Raw genomic sequence first — 19,454 nt, forward strand, 5'->3', positions numbered from 1 at the left:
CGGGCGCAGGTTCATCGGGGGCTTGCACAACACATAAGTGTTTGCTAATGTGTTGCCATGATGGAAAACGACATCTTCAAGGCCCTGGCCGACCCCACCCGCCGCGCGATCTTCGACAAGCTCGCCGCGGGCGCCATGAACGCCAGCGCGCTGCGCGCGGGCCTGGACATCAGCCAGCCCGCGGTCTCGCAACACCTGGCGGTGCTGCGCCAGGCGCGCCTGGTGCGCGAGGAACGCCAGGGGCGCTTCGTCAACTACCAGGTCGATCCGGACGGTCTGGCGCTGCTCGCCGGCTGGATGTCCAAGTACCGTGCCTACTGGCCGGCGCGCGTCGACGCCCTGAAGACACTGCTCAAGGAAATGGACCAATGAACCCCGCGGACCCCACCCGGCAGGACACGGCGCTGGTGCTCGATTACGAGCTGGACGCGCCGCCCGAGAAAGTCTGGCGCGCCATCAGCATCCCGGCGCTGCGCGAGCAATGGCTGCCGGACGGCGCGCTGGCCGACGCCGAGCCGCTGGCCGCCACCCCGGGCGTCGAGGTCCGCTACCGCATGCGCGAGACGCTGCCGCCCTGCCTGGCCAGCGTGGTGACGTTCCAGCTCAGTCCCACCGCCGATGGCGGCACGCGCCTCACCATCGTCCACACCCCTGATGACGCCCGCCTGACGCAACCGGCGCCGCAGGCGGCCAACGATTCCTGGTCCGGCTTCAAGCTCGCCGCCTGACGCCCCCCTCCCTTTTCACGCAAGACAGGAGTTCGCTCATGAGCGAAACGATGCAGCTCGTCCCGATGGTGGTGGAACAGTCCGGCCGCGGGGAACGTTCGTTCGACATCTACTCGCGCCTGCTGCGCGAACGCATCATCTTCCTGAGCGGCGAAGTCAACGACGCCGTCTCGGCCCTGGTGTGCGCGCAGCTGCTGTTCCTGGAAGCCGAGAACCCCGGCAAGCCGATACACATGTACATCAACTCGCCCGGCGGCGTGATCACCAGCGGCCTGGCCATGTACGACACCATGCAGTTCATCAAATCGCCGGTGCACACGCTGTGCATGGGCACGGCGCGATCGATGGGCTCGTTCCTGCTGATGGCGGGCGAGCCCGGCAAGCGCGCCGCGCTGGCCAACGCCAGCCTGCACGTGCACCAGCCGCTGGGCGGCTTCCAGGGACAGGCCTCGGACATGCTGATCCACGCCGAGGAAATGCAGCGCACCAAGCAGCGCATCATCCGCCTGTATGCCGAACACTGCGGCCGCAGCTACGAGGACGTCGAGCGCAGCCTGGACCGCGACCGCTACATGACCGCCGAGGAAGCGGTCGAATGGGGCCTGATCGACCACGTCATGGATGCGCGCTCGGCCGGCTTCTGATGCGCCGACGCGCAAGGACGCCGCCGCGCCCGGGCTGCTTGCGCCATCGGCGTCCGCGCCCCGCTACGCGCCGGCCGCGACACGCTGGTGGCGCGCCCGCAGCACGGCATTGGCCAGCGCCCCCATGGCCAGCAGCACGGCCGTGCCCAGGAACACGGCCGGCATGCCGAAATGCCCGCCGATGAATCCGCCGAGCAAGGGGCCCGCCACCTGGCCCGCGTACTGCGCCGAGATCGACATGCCGAGCACGTTGCCGCCGACGCCGTCGGGCACATTGTGGCGGATCACGCTGGTCACGCACGGCAGCAGCCCGCCCAGCGCCAAACCCATCAGGAAACGCAGCGCCACCAACTGCCAGCCGGCGGTGACGAAGGCCTGCGGCACCAGCAGCAACGCCGCCACCGCCAGCGCGCCGATGATCACGGTCCAGTGGCCGACCCGGTCGGCCAACCGGCCCAACCGCGACGCCGACAGGATGGCGCCCAGCGCCGCCGCCGACATCACCACGCCCGACACCAGCGTGACGCGGGCCGGGTCGTCCACCAGCTGGCCCACGTACACCGTGATGATCGGTTCGATCGACATGGTGGCGAACATCAGCAGCATGCCCGTCGCCAGCATCGCGGCCACCGGCCGCTTGTCGGGAATCTGGGCCCAGCCGCCGCGCCGCTTGCCTTCCTGCCTGGCGGGCTTGGCCGGGCGCGGCATCTCCTTGATCAGGAACACCGTCGCCAGGAAGGCCAGGAAGATCACGCCGCCGGCCAGAAGGAAGGTGGCGCGGATGCCGATCAATGGCGGCAGCCCGCCGCCGATCAGCGGGCCCACCAGGTTGCCCGCCATGATGCCCGCCGACAGCACGCCCAGCGCCCAGCCCGAGCGCGCCTTGGGCGCCTGCATCGCCACCAGGATGGTCGAACCCGACGCGTAGCCGCCGGCCAGGCCCACCAGCAGCCGCAGCAGCACCAGCTGCCACACGCTCTGCACCATGCCAGTCAGCGACATACAGATCGCCATGCCAAACGACGCGCGCACCAGCATCAGCTTGCGCCCGTAGCGGTCGCCCAGCCGGCCCCACAGGGGCGCGACCAGCGCCGCGGCGAAGAAGGTGGCGCCATAGGCCACGCCCGACCACTGCACGATGGCGGCGTGACCCTGCACGCCCAGTTCCTCCACGTACAGCGGCAGGAACGGCAGCAGCAGCGTCATCGCCACGATGGTGCTGAACGAACCGGCGAAACAGACGGCCAGGTTGCGCCGCCAATGGATGTTCCCGGCCGACGCGGCCGCATCGGCGTCGGCGCGTTCCGGGGAGCTGGACGATGTCATGGAAAAAAGCCTCGGGATGTCGAGCGCTAAGTCGGTGAACGGGGATTGTTGCCAGCCTCGCTCCACGCAGCAAGGCCAGCCGCGATACCGGTATTGCCGCTACCCCCCAAGCCGGCGCGGCGCGACCGTGCCGCGCCTATTGCGCGGCGCCGCGCAGCCAGGCCTTGGGCGTGGCGCCGCGATGCGCCTTGAAGGCCTTGATGAAGTGGCTGAGGCTGGAAAACCCGATGCTGTATGCGGTTTCGGTAACCGAGCAGCCGCGCCGCAACAGGCCGGCGGCCGCGTCCATCCTGGCTTGCAGCAGGCAGCCATGCACCGATTGCCCGTAGAGCGACATGAAGCCTGCCTGCAACCGTTTTTCGCTCAGCCCCACGGCCTGCGCCAGCTGGCGCACGCTGCCGCAATCGGCGTATTCGTGCTGGATGCGGCGATGGGCCTCGGCCAGCCGCCTGCGGTCCGCGGGCGGCGGCTGGTCGGCCGCGCCGCGGCCGGCCAGGTGCGCCAGGGTCAGGGCCAGCGCCTCCTGGGCCTTGCCCTGCAGATACAGCGCGGCGACCTCGCCACGATCCTGGCTCCAGGCCAGGATCTCGCCGGCCACGCGCGCCAGGCCGGGCCACAGCGGCAGCGTCGCCAGTTGGGCGTCGCGCGCCGGCACGCTGCCATCGGCCGCGAACGCGGCGGACGGCACCTGGCGCAAGGTGCGCCACCACAGGGCGCGCGTGGCTTCGTTCGAAAAACGGATATCGACCACGCGGATGTCGCGCCGGCCCTTGAATTCGTCCCAGCCCGGCACCGGCTCGACCGTGCCGTGCAGGATGACGCTGCCCGGCTGGATGCGCAGGGCCGTGCCGCCCTCGAAGCCCAGGCCGAACTGGCCTTGCAGCACGATCGCCACGCCCACGCTGGACTCGGCCGCGCCGCTGGCGGCCCAGTCCGATTCGGGCCGGCCGTCCAGGCAGCCGATCGAGATGCCGCCCGGCAGTTCGTGCTGGGAGCGGATCCTGAGCCAGTCCGGCGGCAGCAGGCGCAGCAGGTCCTGCACGCTGAGCGGCGCGCCGCGGTCCGGGGCAAGACGGGGCTGAGAGGCCATTTTGTTCCAATTCCGCAATTTCCGGCGCGGATTCGCTAGCGCGGCCGCCGCCTGGCCTGGATGATAACAATTTTCATCCTCATCCAGTCTTTCATGACACCTACGCCAGACCCCGTCCGCCGCCCGAACGAGGCCGCCGCCCTGTTCGTCTTCAATACCCTGTGCCTGACCGCCATCATGGCCTTCATGCCCGTGATCGGCCCGGTGGTGCGCGGCCTGCGGCTGGCCGAATGGCATGGCGGGCTGGTGGTCACCGTGGCCGGCGTGCTGTGGATGCTGATGGCGCGCTACTGGGGCGGCCGCAGCGACCGCGTCGGCCGCCGCCGCGTGCTGCTGCGCGCCGCCGCCGGCTACATCGTCAGCTACCTGCTGCTGGCCATCGGCCTGGACCTGATGCTGCGCGAGCCGCCGCCGGCATGGCTGGCGCTGTTGGCGCTGATGGCGCTGCGCGCCCTGCTCGGCGCCTTCTACGCCGCCATGCCCACCGTCAGCGCCGCGCGCATCGCCGACATCACCGCGCCGGAGCAGCGCGGCGCCATGATGGCCAGGCTGGGCGCGGCCAACGGCCTGGGCATGGTGCTGGGGCCCGCCATCGGCGGCCTGCTGGTCAAGGACAGCCTGACGCTGCCGCTCTACATCGCCGCCGTGCTGCCCTTGCTGGGCACGCTATGGCTGGCCGCGAAACTGCCGTCCGACGCCGCGCACGAACCGCGCGTCACGCCGCCGCTCAAGCTGAGCGACCGGCGCCTGCGCCTGCCGCTGGCCGCCATGCTGCTGGCCATGAGCGCGGTCATCACGGCGCAGATGATCGTCGGCTTCTATGCCATGGACGCGCTGCGCCAGGAGCCCGGCCCGGCGGCACGGACGGCCGGATGGGCCATGACCACCGTCGGCGTCATGCTGATCCTGGTGCAGGTGGGACTGGCCAAGGCGCGGCGCATGAACGCGGCTCGCTGCCTGGCGGGCGGCGCCCTGCTGTCCGGCGTCGGCTTCCTGCTGGTGCCGGTGCTGGGCGGCGCCTGGGGCCTGGTGGCGTGCTATGCCATCATGGCCGCCGGCATGGGGCTGGTGTTCCCGTCGATCCAGACCCTGGCGGCCAACGCCGTCACGGCCGACGAACAAGGCATCGCCGCCGGCTCGGTGATCGCCGTGCAGGGCATGGCGATGGTGGTGGCGCCGCTGGTATGCACGTTGCTGTACGGCGTGCGCCCATGGATGCCATACGTGGTCGCCGCCAGCCTGTTGCTGCTGGTGGCGCTGGCGGCGGCGGTCCAGCCGCGCCAACCGCTGTCGGCCCGGACGATGCCGTAGGCGGCGCATGGCGGTCCCCCTCCGACGGCGAGCCCCTGATCAGGGTTCCCTCATGGGATATTCCAACTGCAGCGCCACGAAGCCGGCGGTGGCGCGTCCGTAGCGCGCGCTCATGCCGCGCAGAATCCCGTCCAGCAACGGCGTGGGAGTCGGCGCCAGCGTGTTGTCCATGGGCAGCGACGGCATGTCCGCTGACGACACCTGGTCGGGCAGATAGGCCAGGCCGCTGGCCAGCCTCACGGGGCCCGGCTCGGAGGCCACCCCGACCACCGAGGTCCTGTAGCTGCGGGCATAGGCATCGGCAGTCAGGGCCAGCCGCAGATCGTCCGTACCCGCTGTCAGCCGCGCCTGCAGCGTCTCGTGCCGCCAGAAGGCCGTTGCATTGCGCGTCGCGGTGTAGATATGGCGCGGCCCGAGCTGAAAGTCCTGGCCCGGATGGGCATCGTCCCAGTGCGCCTGGCCCAGTTCGAGCGCCACCGTTTGCGCGCGCGGCCGGCCGGCCAGGGTCTCGACCAGCGCCAACGACACGGGAATCGAAGCACTGACGCCCGTGGTGGTCACCACCCCGCCGTCCGCGATGTAGCGGCGATCCTGGCGCCAGCGCACCGCCGGAAAGTCGCGCGCCAGCGTCGAGCGCGAATACCAATGCGAAACCGCCTGACGGCCGTCCAGCAAGCCGGCCCGCGCCAGTACCCACACCCCGTCGCAAATGCCGATGACGACGGCGCCCTTGCCGGCCTGCGCGCGCACCCAGGCCGACAGCCGCGGATCCGCGTCTTCGTGCACGGCCGGCACGATCACGTAGTCGGCGCCGTCCGGGTAATGCGCGTCGAACGCGGCGATGTCGGCATCCGGCTGTGCCCGCAAGGCGGGAAAGAACCGTATCGGTCCGGGATCCAGGCCCAGCGCCCAGACCTCGGCGGCGCCCGAGCGCTTGAGCACCGCGTAGGGCACCACGAAGTCGGTCAGCTCGGTGTTGGCGTTATGGCCGATCACCACGACACGCGGCAGGCGGCCAGCCGCGGCAGGCCGCGCAGCGGTCAATGGCCCGGCCTGCCCGCGCGGTGATGGCGGCGCGGGCACCCCGCCAGGATCGCGCCACACCGACCAGGCCGCGGCGACGGCCACGGTCGTCAACACGCATACCAGGCCCGCTCGCCCCCATCCGACCGCCATGAACCACCCTTTTCCGCAACGAGGCCATGCCCCAATTCCGACAGCCTAGCGATAGCGCGCGCTCGGCAGCAATGACAGAATTCAGTCGTTTTCTGCCATCCGGCCGCGTTAAGATGCCGGCATTGCCACTTAGCCTTCCCCATGCCGCGACACTCCGCCGCCGGCAGGCCCCGCCTGGTCGCCATCGTCGTCTATCCCACGGTGCAGCACCTGGACGTGGCCGGCCCCGCCGACGTCTTCTCCATGGCCAGCGCGCTGGGCCTGGACGCACGGTATCGCGTCGCCCTCCTGTCGGCCCGGGGTGGACCGGTCACGCTGTCCAACGGCCTGACGCTGCAGACCGAGGCAGTGGCTGGCATCGACCCGGCCACGGTCGACACACTGATCATCGCCGGCGGCGAGCGCGAAGGGCTGATGCAGGCCGGCGCCGACGAAACCTTGCGCGCGTGGGTTGGCCAGGCCGGCACGCGGACGCGGCGCCTGGCTTCGGTGTGCACCGGCGCCTTCCTGCTGGCCCATTGGGGCATGCTGGGCGGCCGGCGCGTGGCAACGCATTGGGCTTCGGCACAATTGCTGGCGCGCCACTTCGATGGCTTGCAGGTGGAGCCGGAGGCGCTCTATGTTCAGGACGACCGATTCTGGACCTCGGGCGGCGTCACTGCCGGCATCGACATGTGCCTGGCCATGGTCGAACAGGACGCGGGCCGCTGGCTGGCGGCGCGAGTGGCAAGACAGCTGAACCTGGCGCTGCGGCGCAGCGGCAACCAGGCGCAATACTCGACGATCCTCGAGGGGCAGGCCGGCGCCTACGGCGAACTGGTCGATTGGCTGCGCGACCATCTGGCCGAAGCCATCGATGTCGAACGCATGGCATCACTGGCCGGCCAGGCGCCACGCACCTTCCATCGCGGCTTCACGCGCGACACCGGCTATACGCCACGGGCTTTTCTCGAGGCGCTACGGCTCGAAGCGGTGCGCGCGGGGCTGGACGCGGGCCAGCCGCTCAAGCCCCTGGCGCGGGCTGCCGGGTTTCGCTCGGAAACGCAGCTGGCCAAGGCGTTCCAGCGCCGCTACGGCCTCAGCCCGTCGCAGTATCGGGGCGGCATGGCCCCCGTCATTCCGTGATGTGGATGTTGGCCTGGTCGATGATGACCTGGTAGCGCTTCATCTCGGCATCGATGAACCTGGCGAAGGCCGCCGAGTTCTTCACCGACGGCTCGAAGCCCAGCCCGTTCAGTTGTTCGACGATCTTCGGGCTGGCCATCACCTTGGCCGACACCGCCTCCAGCTTGCGCAGCACCGGTTCGGGCAGGTTGGCCGGCCCCCACACGCCGTACCAGGAATAGAACTCGAAGTTCTTCTGGCCCTGCTCCTTCATGGTGGCAAGGTCAGGCAGCAGGGGGCTGCGGTCGGCGCCGGTCAGCGCCACCGCCTTGAGCTTGCCGGCGCGCACCATCGGCAGCGACGACAGCATCGGGTCGATCAGCCCCTGCACCTGGCCGCCGACCAGGTCCGACAGCGCCGGGCCGCCGCCGCGATACAGCACGATGGGAATCTGCTCCAGGCCGTTTTCATGCAGGAACGAGGCCGCGGCCAGGTGGCCGGCCGAGCCGAAACCGGTGGTGGCGAAGGAGTACTTCTGCGGCTCGGCCTTGAGCAGCTTGACCAGGTCCCGCACGTTGTCGGCCGGCACCTTGGGGTTGACGCTGAAGATCAGCGCGCCCTGCGCCAGTTCGCTGATGGGCGTGAAATCCTTGACCGAATCGAACTTGATGGTCTTTTTGTACAGCAGCGGATTGATCGCGTGGATGGAGGCATTCAGGTACAGCGTGTAGCCATCGGGCGCCGCGCGCGCCACATAGGCGGCGCCGATCATGCCCGAGGCACCGGCGCGGTTTTCCACCACCACCGACTGGCCCAGTTCCTTGCCCAGTTGCTCGGCGTACAGGCGCGCCACGCCGTCGACGGAACCGCCCGGCGGATGCGGCACCACCAGCGTGATGGGGCGCTGCGGATAGCTGTCGGCGGCCAGCGCGGCGGCGGTGGTGGTGAGGCCCAACGCCAGCAGGGCGGCGCTGAAAAGCCGCTTGAGCGGCGCGGGGCGGGACGGGCAATGGAACATGGTGGGGTCTCTCTTGGCGATGACGCATCCGTTTCGGGCGCGCAGGGGCCGCCCACGCCACCGGCCGCGACGCTCGCGGCCGCCGTGTCGTGGGTCGTCAAAAATGAATCCGGCGGCTATCGCCGCCGGAACAGGGGAATCACGCCGCCTTGAGCTGCGCGGAGCTGAAGCCGTACTTGGTATCCAGCCCCAACTCGCGCACGATGCGCAGGCCCTTGGCCAGGGCGTCGCCCTCCAGGCCGCGCAGCGGACGGCGCAGGTCGCCGACCGGCAGGCCCACCGCCTTCATCAGCGACTTGATCGCCACCGGGTTGATGGCGGAGTACGAGTAATGCAGCATCGGCAGCAGGCCCAGGTAGCCTTCGCGGAAGCTGACCGACACGTCCGGCGTGTCCCAGGGACGCGAAATCTCGGCCATCTCGGCCGGCGCGATGTTGCCGGTCATGTTGGCGGTGCCGTGGCCGCCCAGGCTCATGGTGGGCACCACCAGCCCCAGGTTGGGCGAGTCGCAGCACATCACCGACACGTCGGGACGGCCGCGCAGCACTTGCGCCACCTGGCCCACGCGCGTGGTCGATTCCTTGTGCACCACGTAGTTCGGGTGCTTGAAGATACGCAGCAGCTGGTCCCAGTGCAGGTCGCTCTTGACCCGGGGCGGGTTGTTGTAGATGCCCAGCGGCAGGTCGGTGGCGTCGGCCACTTCGAGGAAATAGGCTTCGGTGTCGGCTTCGGAGGCGCAGATGTAGGCCGGCGCGGCCAGGATCGCGCCGTCGGCGCCGTTGGCGCGCGCGAACTTCAGGTAGTCGATGGTGGTGTCGGTGTTGTTGCCGGTGCAGCCGTAGAACAGCTTCATCCTGCCGGTCTTCATCTTGGCCGTCTCGACGATCACCTGGCGCCGCTCTTCGGGCGACAGCAGCGAGACTTCACCGGTGGAGCCCATGATCAGCACGGCGGCGGTGCCGTTGTCTTCCTGGAACTTCAACAGGCTGCGGAAGGCGCTGAAATCGACGCTGCCGTCGCGATTGAACGGCGTGACGATGGCGACGAAGGACCCCTGGATTTTCATTTTGCTCATGACCTGCTCCACATGCGGATGGACTGCTCAATCAAAAAAGCCAGGCTGGCGCGCGGTGGTTGGCGCCTGCACCTGACCATTCCCCTTGCTGCTTATGCAGTATAGGAAGAGCGGCCCCGAAAATTTTTCTATTTTCCACACTTTCAGGACGCCCGAAAGACAAAGATTTTCTAAGGCAATGCGATTAAGTTATGAGGATTTCCATAACAATACGCTTTTCACGGCGGCGCCCGCATGACCGAAGCGATCTCCCGTTATCCGTCCCTGTCCCATTGGGGCGCCTATACCGCGCTGGTGCGCGACGGCCGCGTCGTGGGCTGCGAGCCGTTCGCGCACGACCAGGCCCCGTCCCCGCTTATCCACGCGATGCCCGACATGGTGCATTCGTCGCTGCGCATCGCCCGCCCCGCCGTGCGCGCCAGCTGGCTCAGGCACCGCGGCGCGCCCGAATTGCGCGGCGTGGACGGCTATGTGGAGGTCGATTGGGACACCGCCCTGGCGCTGGTGCACGACGAACTGCAACGGGTGCGCGCGCAGCATGGCCCCACCGCCATCTTCGGCGGCTCGTACGGCTGGTCGTCGGCCGGCCGCCTGCACCATGCGCGCACGCTGACGCACCGCTTCCTGTACGCCGGCGGCGGCTGCGTCGACCAGTCGGGCAACTACAGCTGGGGCGCGGCGCAGTTCCTGCTGCCGCACATCATCGGCACCTACGCGCCCGTGACCGGCCGCATCACCGACTGGAACAGCGTGGTCGGGCACACGCGGCTGCTGATCGCGTTCGGCGGCATCCCGCTGCGCAACACGCAGATCGCCTCGGGTGGCGCGGGCGACCACAGCGCGCCCGGCTGGCTGGCGCGGGCACGGCAAGCCGGCATGCGCGCGGTGGTGGTCAGCCCCACGCGCGCCGACGCGCCCGAGGCGCTGGCGGCCGAATGGATCCCGATACGGCCGAACACCGACGCGGCGATGATGCTGGGCATGGCGCACACGCTGCTGGCCGAGGATCGCCACGATCGCGAATTCCTGGCGCGCTGCTGCAACGGCTTCGAGCAGTATGCGGACTACCTGCTGGGCCGCGCCGACGGCCAGCCCAAGAGCGCGCAATGGGCCGAACGCATCTGCGGCGTGCCCGCCGCCACCATCCGCGCGCTGGCGCTGGAAGCGGCCGGCACCCGCGCGCTGCTGTCCTGCTCATGGTCGCTGCAGCGCGGCCATCGCGGCGAACAACCCTATTGGGGCAGCGTGGCGCTGGCCGCCCTGTTGGGCCAGATCGGCCTGCCCGGCGGCGGTTTCGCCTTCGGCCACGGCTCGATGAACGGCGCCGGCAATCCGCGCCCCGACCTGCCCGCGCCGGAGATGCGCGCGGGGCGCAATCCGGCCGGCGCCTCGATTCCGGTGGCGCGCCTGACCGACATGCTGTTGCAACCGGGTGAATCGTATGCGTTCAACGGCAGGACCGGCGTCTATCCCGACATCCGCCTGGTCTACTGGGCCGGCGGCAACCCGTTCCACCACCACCAGGACCTGAACCGCCTGGCGCGGGCCTGGACGCGGCCCGAGACCATCATCGTGCACGAACCCTGGTGGACGCCGACGGCGCGGCGCGCCGACATCGTGCTGCCCGCCACCACCACGCTCGAACGCAACGACATCGGCGGCTCCTCGCGCGACCGCTACCTGCTGGCGATGCGGCAGGCGCTGGCGCCGGTGGGCCACAGCCGCAACGACTTCGACATCTACCGGGAACTGGCCGCGCGCGGCGGCTTCGAGCAGGCCTTCACCGAAGGCCGCGACGAGATGGCCTGGATCCGCCACATCTACGAACAGATGCGGCCGGCCTGGGAAGCCGCGCAACTGACGCTGCCGGCCTTCGATGAATTCTGGGAGCGAGGCCACGTGGCGCTGCCGCCGCCCCCGCGCGACTTCGTGCTGTTCGAGCAGTTCCGCGAGGATCCCGCCGCGCATCCGCTCAAGACCCGCTCCGGCCGTCTCGAACTGCACAGCGCGGCGATCGCCGAGTTCGGCTATGACGACTGCCCGCCGCATCCAGCCTGGCTGCCGCCGGTGGAATGGCTGGGCGCCGAACGCGCGGCGCGCTGGCCGCTGCACCTGGTCACTTGCCAGCCCGCCGACCGGCTGCATTCGCAACTGGACCCGGCGCCAGCCACCCGCGCCCACAAGGTCGCCGGCCGCGAGGCGGTGCTGCTGCATCCCGACGACGCCGCCGAACGCGGCATCGCGCAGGGCGATGTGGTGCGCATCTTCAATGACCGCGGCGCCTGCCTCGGCGGCGCGCAGCTCAGCGCCGACCTGCTGCGCGGCGTGGTGGTGATGCCCACCGGCGCCTGGTTCGACCCGCAGGACGGCTCGCTCGAACGCCACGGCAATCCCAACGTGCTGACGGTGGACGTGGGCACGTCGCGGCTGGCGCAGGGCCCGAGCGCGCTGTCGGCCTTGGTGCAGGTGGAACGCTGGCACGGCGACGCGCCGCCGGTGCGGGCCTTCGAGCCGCCGCCGCTGCGGGCCGAGACGCCGGGCGCGCCACGCTGACGGCGCAATCTCGCCCCCGTTGCGGCGCGACCGCGCCTGGCGCCCGATTGCCGGCCTGTGCGAGGCTCCTTATCGTGTGAACAGGCCCTAGGCCGCCCGCAGGAATGCCAGCACCGCGTCGTCCTGTCCCCGGATGAAATGCCGCTCACTCGGCAACAGCGTCACCTGCGCGCTCGGCGCCAGGCGGCGCAACCGTTCGCAGGTATCTTGCGAATCGAGCATCACGTCGCGCCCGCCCACCGCCACGAACAGCGGCTGCGACAACTGGCGCAGCGCCTCGTCGCCGAAGACCGGAATGGCGCCGAAGCGCGAGCGGAAACCACGATTGATGGCGTGCATCAACGCAAACTGAGCCCGATCGGCAGGCGCCGGATCGACGGGCAGCGGCCCGATGATGCGGCGGCGCACCAGCGCGCGGCCGGCGGGCCCCAGCAGCAACAATGGCAGGACCCACGGCAGGATGTGCTTCTGGCGGCCGATGCCGGACGGGCACAACAGCGCCAGCCGCTCGACCCGCGCCGGCCGCCGCACGGCGAAGTCCAGCGCCAGCCACGCGCCCAGCGAGATGCCGAAGCACGCCGCGCGCGCCACGCCCAGTCCATCGAGCACGGCCTCCAGCCAGGCCGCGTGCGCATCGCTCGCCAGCGGCAGCCGCGCCAGCGCGCTCGGGCCGGCCTCGCCGATCAGGTCGATCGCGTAAATGCGGAAATGCGGCGCCCAGGCCGCGGCCTGCCGCTGCCAGCTGGCGGCCGTGCTCTGCGCGCCATGCAGCAGCACCAGGGGCGGGGCGTCCTCGCGGCCGCACACCAGCACATGGGTGTCGCCGGCCGGCGTCGGCACCGTCACTCGCCGCACATCGGCCGGCCAATGGGCCAGCGCGGCGGCATAGGCCTGGCGCACGGCTTCGGCGTGGCGCTCGGACTTGAAGACCGGGCTCATGCCGGCGCGTCGCCGCGATGACGCAGATGGATCAGCGGATAGGCCCGTCCCTGGCCGTCGCGCTCGGACCGCCCGGTGCGCTCGAACCCCAGCCGTTCATAGAAACCGATCGCCTGCGCGTTCTGCTCGTTGACGTCGGTGCTCAGGCCGGGATGGCGCCGCAGCGCATCCTCGACCAGGGCGCGCCCGACGCCCGCGCCGCGCGCGTCGGGGTCGACGAACAGCGCTTCCATGTGGCTGCCGTCGAGCAGCATGAAGGCCAGCGCGCGGTCGTCCGCGTCCACCGCCAGGTCGAGCGTGGCGGCGGGCAGGAAGGCCACGACCTCGGCCTCGATGTCATGGCGGTCCCGCGGCGACAGGAAGTCATGGGTGGCATCCACGGCGCGGCGCCAGATGTCGACGACGCGCGCGCCGTCCGCGGGGGTGGAGGTTCTCAAGGTGATCATGGTGCTGCCGGAAAAAAGGAATTGGGATCAATGGCGCGCCGCCTTGACGCGCAGGCCGGCCGCCTTCCAGGCGGGAAAGCCGTCGCCCAGGCGCTGCGCCTGGAAGCCGCGCTTGCGCAGCAAGGCCACCGCGCGCATCGACAGCACGCAGTATCGGCCGCCGCAATATGCCACGATCTGCTGGTCGCGCGGCAGCTGCGCCAGGTGCGACTCCAGTTCTTCGGTCGGGATGTTGACCGCGCCCGGAATGTGGCCGGCGGCATAGTCCGCGGGTGACCGGACGTCCAGCAACAGCGCGCCGTCATCAAGCTTGGCGACCAATTGTTCTATCGAGACCGCCTCGAGCTGCTCGGGGTGATTGACGCTGTCGGCGGCCACGCGCCGCATTTCCTGGCGCTGGTGTGACAGGTAGTCCTGCAGCGCGGACAGCACTTCGGACACCGGGCCCGCGCCGCCGCGATACAGCACGTGCTTGCCGTCGCGGCGCGACTGGATGAAGCCGGCGCGCTTGAGCTGCTGCAGGTGTTGCGAGGCATTGGTGATCGACAGGCCGACGCCCAGCGCCAGCTGCTCCACCGTGCTTTCGCGTTGCAGCACCGCCTGCAGCAACGCGAGCCGATGCGGGTGGCCGAGAGTCTTGGCGGCGTCGGCCAGATCATCGAGGGAATCGGCGGCGACGTCGGTCAATGGCGGGGCGGGCGGCAAGGTCTTCATTGACGCGACCTTAGCATCTTCCTATCATTCCATCACTTGTTGGATTGATAATTTACAAAAAAAGGAATCGCGATGCCATCCAGCCTTACCACGCCCGGCGGGACCCTTCCCCCCGTCTCCTGGGCCGACCTGCTGCGCGGCAGGAACGCCCTGCGCTCGATCGCGCTGGCGGGCGGCGTCGCGCTGCACGCGATCAATATCTACGTCGTCACCACCATCCTGCCGACCATCATTCGCGAGATCGGCGGGCTGACCTATTACGCCTGGAACACTACGCTGTTCGTGGCCGCCTCCATCGTCGGCTCGGCGCTGTCGGCCAAGCTCATCGACCGCCTCGGTCCGCGCCTGGCGTACCTGCTGGCGCTGGCGGTGTTCTCGGCGGGCGCAATCGCCTGCGCCCTGGCGCCGTCGATGCCCGCGCTGTTGCTGGGCCGCACGGTGCAGGGTCTGGGCGGCGGCGTGCTGTTCGCGCTGAGTTATGCCTTGATCCGCGTCATCTTCGACGCGCGGCTGTGGCCGCGGGCCATGGCGCTGGTGTCCGGCATGTGGGGCGTGGCCACATTGGGCGGCCCGGCGATCGGCGGCGTGTTCGCGCAAAACGGCCAGTGGCGGCCGGCGTTCTGGGTGCTGGTGCCGGTGGCATTGTTGCTGGCCCTGATCGTCGCCAGCCAGTTCCGCGGCAAGACCCACGGCGAATCGGCGTCGGGACCGGTGCCGTGGCTGACCATCACGCTGCTGGTGCTGTCGGTGCTGGCCATCTCGGCGGCCAGCCTGTCGCAAAGCCTGGCCTGGAACGCCGCCGGCATCGCCACGGGCATCGCCATCGCCGCCGCCATCGCGCGCATCGATACCCGCGCCCGCGCCAAGCTGCTGCCCACCGGCGCCTATACGCTCGGCACCCAGCTGGGCCTGCTCTACGCCATCATGAGCCTGCTGGTGGCGGCCCTGACCACCGAGATTTTCGTGCCGTACTTCCTCCAGGTGACGCACGCGATGACGCCGCTGGCCGCGGGCTACATGACCGCGCTGATGGCGGGCGGCTGGACACTGGCCTCGATCTACAGCGCCGGCCGCGAGCCGGCCCGCGCCTGGCGCCTGATCCGGGCCAGTCCCATCGTCGTGCTGGCCGCGCTGGCCGGACTGGCGGTCACCATGCCGGTCGTCACCTGGCATCCCGCGCCGCTGGGACCTGTCCTGCATGGCGTGATGCTGACGGCGGTGGGATTCGGCATCGGCCTGGGCTGGCCGCACCTGCTGACCCGGGTGTTCTCGGCCGCCGCGCCGGGCGAAGAAACGCTGGCGTCGTCGTCGATCACCACGGTGCAGTTGTATGCCACCGCCCTGACCGCGGCGCTGGCCGGGGTGGTCGCCAATGCCGGCGGCCTCACGCAACCCGGCGGCGTCGAAGGGGCAAAAAGCGCCGCGCTGGCGCTGTTCGGCGTGTTCGCCATCGCACCCGCCGCGGCCATCGTCCTGACGGGTCGCCTGCGGCGCGCGTGAAGGCGCGGCGGGATCTCGCCCCGGCGACCAAGCGGGCGTCAGGCCAGGACCGCGGGATTGATCACGTGGATCGGCTTGCCGGCGGCATAGGACACGATCTGATCGAAGACGTCCGAGAATTGGGTTTCGTACTCGTCCTCGGTGACGTAGCCGATATGCGGCGTGCAGATCGCGTTGGGCAGTTGCAGCAGCGGGTCCTTCGGATCGCGCAGCGGTTCGGTTTCGAACACGTCCACCGCCGCCATGCCGGGGCGGCCCGCGCGCAGCGCCTGCACCAGCGCGCCCGACTCGATCAGGCCGGCGCGGCTGGTATTCACCAACAGCGCCGATGGCTTCATGCGCGCCAGATCGGCCGCCGTGACGATGCCGCGCGTATCCGGCACCAGCCGCATGTGCAGCGAGAGCACGTCGCAGGCCTCGAAGAACGCCTGCTTGTCCGGCGCCACATCCCAGCCGTCGTCGCGCGCCCGTTGGCGCGAGGCCTCGCGCGCCCACACCAGCACCTTCATGCCAAAGGCGGCGCCGTAGCGCGCCACTTCGGCGCCGATCCGGCCATAACCGTAGATACCGAGAGTGCGGCCGCGCAGGGTACGGCCCATGCCGGTCTGCCAGACGCCGTTCTTGAGCGCCTCAACTTGCTGCGGGATCCGCCGCATGCCGGCCAGCACCAGGCCCCAGGTCAGTTCGGCGGCCGCGTACGACGGCGTGCCGGCATGCTGGTTGGAAGACAGGATGACGCCGTGCGCGGTGCAGGCGTCGACGTCGATGTGCGGATAGACGCTGCGCTGGCTGATCAGCCGCAGCTTGGGCAGGCGCGCGATGAGCGGCGCGCGGATCTGGGTGCGTTCGCGGATCAGCACCAGCGCCTCGGTGTCGCGCAGGCGCTCGGCCAGCGCGTCCACGTCCTGCACATGGTCGTTCCAGACCGTGACGGCATGGCCATCGAGTTTGCGGAAACAGGGCAAGCCCCGCAGCGTGTCGAAATAGTCGTCCAGAATCGTGATGTTCATGGTCTGTCTCCTGCCAGGATGCGGGCATTGTGAGCGCAGCCTTGCCGACCGTAAAATGATATTAATTAGTCAATTGATGCGTTTTTCTCATGAAAATCGACGTGCTCGGCGTGCAGGCCTTCGTGGCGATCGCGGATCACAAGAGCTTTCGCCGCGCCGCCGGCGAGCTCAGCATCACCCAGACCGCGCTGAGCCGCCGGCTGCAGAACCTGGAATCGTTCCTGGGCGTGCGGCTGGTGGAGCGCACCACCCGCTCGGTGGCGCTGACGCCGCCGGGCGACAGCTTCCTGCCGCAGGCGCGGCGCCTGCTGGCCGACCTGGCCGCGGCGCTTACCGAGATCCGGGAAACCGGCAAGGCCCAGCGCGGCGACGTGACGCTGGCGTGTGTGCCGACCATCGGCGTGCACGACCTGCCGCACATCCTGCAGCGCTACAGCGCCGAGCATCCGCAGAACCGCGTCAAGGTGCTGGACCACTCTTCCGGCGCCGTGGCGCAGGCGGTGCTCACGCGCGAGGCCGAGTTCGGCATCAACATCGCCGAGACCCACGCCCCCACGCTGCGGAGCATCCCGCTGCTGCAGGACGACTTCGTGCTGATCTGCCGCGAGGACCATCCGCTGGCGCGACGCCGCACGCTGCCCTGGGAAAAACTGGAGGGCCATCGGCTGATCTTTCCCGGCGCCAGCAGCAACAACCGGCCGCTGCTCGATCACGCGCTGGCAGAGCTGGCGCCGCGGCTGACGGCCTTCTATGAAGTGCAGCGCAGTTCGACCGCCGTCGGGCTGGTGGCGGCCGGCGCCGGCATCGCCGTGGCGCCGCGGCTGGCCTGGCAGGCCGGTTCGTATCCGGGGCTGCGCCTGGTGTCGCTGCACACGCCGGTGGTGAGACGCACCTTTTCGCTCATCAGCCGCAAGGGCGCGCACCTGTCGCCGGCCGCCCAGGCCTTGCACGACCTGATCCTGCGGCACCGCGCGCAGGGGCCGCGCTGACGCGCTGCCCGACGCGGAACTTTCGCACCGCCTTATACAATTGGTGACGCTTTGCCGGAGGAATCGGGCCACAATGCGCCGGCGCTTTTCCCGACCGCTTTTCCCGACCCATTAGGAACCACGATGAACAAAGCCCTTGCGACGCTGCTCTGCGCCGTCCTGCCCGCCGTCGCGTCCGCGGTGCAGCCCGATGTCGAGCCCCTGACGCTCAACCCGCAAAACCAGCTTTACTGCAACAAGCAGGCCGACTGGTGCGTGGGGATCAAGGTCGACGGCGGCTTCGAGGATAACGGCCCGTTCGCCACCAGCCGCACCCTGCGCGCCGACTACCGCTTCTGGGACCTGCCCGACATCCCGAACTTCACGCGCTTCACGGTCTGGCCGCACCTCATCCGCCTGAGCGAGGAACGCGCGCTGGTCGGCGTGATCGGCCCCAACGAGCCGGACTACAAGGAAGAGATCCAGTTCCCCGGCGGCAGCTTCTCGCGCCGCGACCTGTACCTGTTCATGGTCGACCTGGGCGACAAGTCCTCGGCCCTGGCGCACCTGCTGCCCTACTCCGCCAAGGCCGGCATCCGCGCCTGCGCCAACGAGGCCGACGAGAAACGCCGCGAAGGCAACTGCATGGACTATTACCGCTATGACGCCACGGTGAAGGCCCTGCCCAGCCAGCAGCCGTACCCGGACCTGCAGGTCACCACGCAGGCCACGCGCAGTCCGGCCGACGCCAGCCGCTACGCCGATTCGAGCAAGCGGCCCGCGCCGACGGCCGCGCAACTGCAACCGCAGGCCGACAAGCAGTGCAGCTACACGGTGACCTACAAGTGGAAGGAAGACGGCTCGGTCTACCAGCCGGCCACGCCGGTGCCGGACTGCGCCGAGTTCCTGGAACCGCAGCCCGGGAAGAAATAAGGCGCGGGTCTTGGCCACCCTGGCCGCGCCCGCTCCGCCGCACCGGCGGGACGCGGCGGACCGCTGGGGTCGTCAGTCGGCGTAGCCCGGATTGCGCCGGTCCAGCCGGCGCAGCAGGCCCGGCCAGGCCAGCGCGGCCTTGTGGGCGCGGTCGGCCGGGGATTCCACCGCGGCGCGCGCCAGCACCTCGGGCGGGATGAAGGTCAGTTCGCCGCCCCCGGCCTGCGCCCGCACCTGCACCATGCAGGCCGCTTCCAGCCGGTGCATGGCCTGGAACGCTTCGGCCATGCTCTGTCCCACCGTCAACAGGCCATGGTTGCGCAGGATCAGGTACTGGCTGGCGCCCAGGTCGCGCACCAGGCGCGGCTGTTCCTCGGGATTGAGCGCCAGGCCTTCGTAGTCGTGATATGCCAGCGAACGCAGCGCGATGAAGGCGAACTGCGACAGCGGCAGCAGGCCGTCCTTCTGCGCCGACACCGCCACTCCGTTGATGGAATGCGTGTGCAGGACGCACATGGCGTCCTTGCGGGCCGCGTGGATACAGCTGTGGATGGTGAAGCCCGCCGGATTGATGTCGTATGCCGAGTCCATCACCTTGCGCCCGTCCAGGTCGATCTTGACCAGGCTGGACGCGGTGATCTCGTCAAACATCATGCCGTAGGGGTTGATGAGGAAATGCTCGGTGCCGGGCACCTTGGCCGTGATGTGGGTGAAGATCAGGTCATCCCAGCCGAACAGCGCCACCAGCCGGTAGAGCGCCGCCAGATCCTTGCGCACCTGCCATTCCGTTTCGCCGACCTGCTCGCGCACGCGGGCGGCCAGCGTTCCTGCCGTATCCATGTCTCGTCTCCCTTTTTTGATGTCTGCCCTCGCCGCGAGGCGCGGGCTCCGTCGCGCACTGTATTCGGTTTACACGCCC

19 protein-coding genes are annotated in these 19,454 nt (G+C 69.7%); 9 read left to right on the top strand and 10 right to left on the bottom strand.

What is annotated here, in order from left to right; translation table 11 throughout:
* Positions 1-57: 57 nt before the first annotated feature.
* The 3 genes from DK459_RS04115 to DK459_RS04125 are packed head-to-tail and all read left to right on the top strand — an operon-like array spanning position 58 to position 1,372.
* A complete protein-coding gene (locus DK459_RS04115) occupies positions 58-372 on the top strand; it encodes a helix-turn-helix transcriptional regulator (RefSeq protein ID WP_006384596.1) in 315 nt (104 codons plus the stop codon).
* Positions 369-728, top strand: a complete 360-nt coding sequence (locus tag DK459_RS04120) for an SRPBCC domain-containing protein (protein ID WP_006384597.1) — start codon at positions 369-371, stop codon at positions 726-728. The genes DK459_RS04115 and DK459_RS04120 overlap by 4 nt, the downstream gene beginning before the upstream one ends.
* Positions 729-766: 38 nt before the next feature.
* Positions 767-1,372, top strand: a complete 606-nt coding sequence (locus DK459_RS04125; RefSeq protein WP_006384598.1) for an ATP-dependent Clp protease proteolytic subunit — start codon at positions 767-769, stop codon at positions 1,370-1,372.
* 63 nt (positions 1,373-1,435) lie between these two features.
* On the opposite strand, the gene DK459_RS04130 is transcribed toward DK459_RS04125, so the two are convergent.
* Complete coding sequence (locus tag DK459_RS04130; RefSeq protein ID WP_038504371.1) at positions 1,436-2,698, bottom strand: MFS transporter; 1,263 nt, start codon at positions 2,696-2,698, stop codon at positions 1,436-1,438.
* Between the two features lie 136 nt (positions 2,699-2,834).
* Positions 2,835-3,788, bottom strand: coding sequence for an AraC family transcriptional regulator (locus DK459_RS04135; RefSeq protein ID WP_050807720.1), 954 nt, complete (start codon positions 3,786-3,788; stop codon positions 2,835-2,837).
* A 93-nt stretch (positions 3,789-3,881) separates the two neighbouring features.
* Between DK459_RS04135 and DK459_RS04140 the strand changes: the two genes are divergently transcribed.
* Positions 3,882-5,099, top strand: a complete 1,218-nt coding sequence (locus DK459_RS04140) for an MFS transporter (RefSeq protein WP_070542495.1) — start codon at positions 3,882-3,884, stop codon at positions 5,097-5,099.
* A 39-nt stretch (positions 5,100-5,138) separates the two neighbouring features.
* Here the strand turns inward: DK459_RS04140 and DK459_RS04145 are convergent, their stop codons facing one another.
* Complete coding sequence (locus DK459_RS04145; RefSeq protein WP_006386048.1) at positions 5,139-6,275, bottom strand: DJ-1/PfpI family protein; 1,137 nt, start codon at positions 6,273-6,275, stop codon at positions 5,139-5,141.
* A gap of 141 nt (positions 6,276-6,416) precedes the next feature.
* On the opposite strand from DK459_RS04145, the gene DK459_RS04150 reads away from it, so the two are divergent.
* The gene (locus DK459_RS04150; RefSeq protein WP_006386047.1) at positions 6,417-7,400 is read left to right on the top strand and encodes a GlxA family transcriptional regulator; all 984 of its coding nucleotides are present in this window, start codon (positions 6,417-6,419) and stop codon (positions 7,398-7,400) included.
* Here the strand turns inward: DK459_RS04150 and DK459_RS04155 are convergent.
* Positions 7,390-8,397: a tripartite tricarboxylate transporter substrate binding protein gene (locus tag DK459_RS04155; protein WP_006386046.1), complete on the bottom strand. Its 1,008-nt coding sequence runs from the start codon at positions 8,395-8,397 to the stop codon at positions 7,390-7,392. The two genes, DK459_RS04150 and DK459_RS04155, sit on opposite strands and share 11 nt — an antisense overlap.
* A gap of 139 nt (positions 8,398-8,536) precedes the next feature.
* A complete protein-coding gene (locus DK459_RS04160) occupies positions 8,537-9,472 on the bottom strand; it encodes a 4-hydroxy-tetrahydrodipicolinate synthase (RefSeq protein WP_020926474.1) in 936 nt (311 codons plus the stop codon).
* 234 nt (positions 9,473-9,706) lie between these two features.
* Between DK459_RS04160 and DK459_RS04165 the strand changes: the two genes are divergently transcribed.
* Entirely contained in the window at positions 9,707-12,025 is a 2,319-nt protein-coding gene (locus tag DK459_RS04165) for a molybdopterin-dependent oxidoreductase (RefSeq protein WP_110134477.1), read from the top strand.
* Positions 12,026-12,112: 87 nt separating this feature from the next.
* On the opposite strand, the gene DK459_RS04170 is transcribed toward DK459_RS04165, so the two are convergent.
* Genes DK459_RS04170 through DK459_RS04180 form a run of 3 tightly spaced genes read right to left on the bottom strand, consistent with a single transcriptional unit; the run spans position 12,113 to position 14,124 of the window.
* Positions 12,113-12,964: an alpha/beta fold hydrolase gene (locus tag DK459_RS04170; RefSeq protein ID WP_054499158.1), complete on the bottom strand. Its 852-nt coding sequence runs from the start codon at positions 12,962-12,964 to the stop codon at positions 12,113-12,115.
* Complete coding sequence (locus DK459_RS04175; RefSeq protein ID WP_054499159.1) at positions 12,961-13,410, bottom strand: acetyltransferase; 450 nt, start codon at positions 13,408-13,410, stop codon at positions 12,961-12,963. Before DK459_RS04175 ends, DK459_RS04170 begins: the two co-directional genes overlap by 4 nt.
* Before the next feature lie 27 nt (positions 13,411-13,437).
* On the bottom strand, positions 13,438-14,124 hold the full coding sequence (locus DK459_RS04180; protein ID WP_006386041.1) for a metalloregulator ArsR/SmtB family transcription factor: 687 nt from the start codon (positions 14,122-14,124) through the stop codon (positions 13,438-13,440).
* A 72-nt stretch (positions 14,125-14,196) separates the two neighbouring features.
* Here DK459_RS04180 and DK459_RS04185 point away from each other — a divergent pair, with 72 nt between their 5' ends.
* The gene (locus tag DK459_RS04185) at positions 14,197-15,624 is read left to right on the top strand and encodes an MFS transporter (protein WP_006386040.1); all 1,428 of its coding nucleotides are present in this window, start codon (positions 14,197-14,199) and stop codon (positions 15,622-15,624) included.
* 38 nt (positions 15,625-15,662) lie between these two features.
* Here the strand turns inward: DK459_RS04185 and DK459_RS04190 are convergent, their stop codons facing one another.
* Complete coding sequence (locus tag DK459_RS04190; protein ID WP_054442783.1) at positions 15,663-16,634, bottom strand: D-2-hydroxyacid dehydrogenase family protein; 972 nt, start codon at positions 16,632-16,634, stop codon at positions 15,663-15,665.
* Between the two features lie 89 nt (positions 16,635-16,723).
* Here DK459_RS04190 and DK459_RS04195 point away from each other — a divergent pair, with 89 nt between their 5' ends.
* Together DK459_RS04195 and DK459_RS04200 are read left to right on the top strand one after the other, a co-directional pair.
* The gene (locus DK459_RS04195) at positions 16,724-17,623 is read left to right on the top strand and encodes a LysR family transcriptional regulator (protein ID WP_110134478.1); all 900 of its coding nucleotides are present in this window, start codon (positions 16,724-16,726) and stop codon (positions 17,621-17,623) included.
* Between the two features lie 123 nt (positions 17,624-17,746).
* Entirely contained in the window at positions 17,747-18,535 is a 789-nt protein-coding gene (locus tag DK459_RS04200) for a hypothetical protein (RefSeq protein WP_006386037.1), read from the top strand.
* Between the two features lie 72 nt (positions 18,536-18,607).
* Here the strand turns inward: DK459_RS04200 and DK459_RS04205 are convergent, their stop codons facing one another.
* Positions 18,608-19,375 carry a class II aldolase/adducin family protein gene (locus DK459_RS04205; RefSeq protein WP_006386036.1) on the bottom strand — a complete coding sequence of 256 codons (768 nt, stop codon included), beginning with the start codon at positions 19,373-19,375 and terminating at the stop codon, positions 18,608-18,610.
* Positions 19,376-19,454 lie beyond the last annotated feature (79 nt).

Origin of the sequence: Achromobacter sp. RW408 (assembly GCF_003184165.1) — a bacterium.
GTDB lineage: Bacteria > Pseudomonadota > Gammaproteobacteria > Burkholderiales > Burkholderiaceae_B > Achromobacter > Achromobacter xylosoxidans.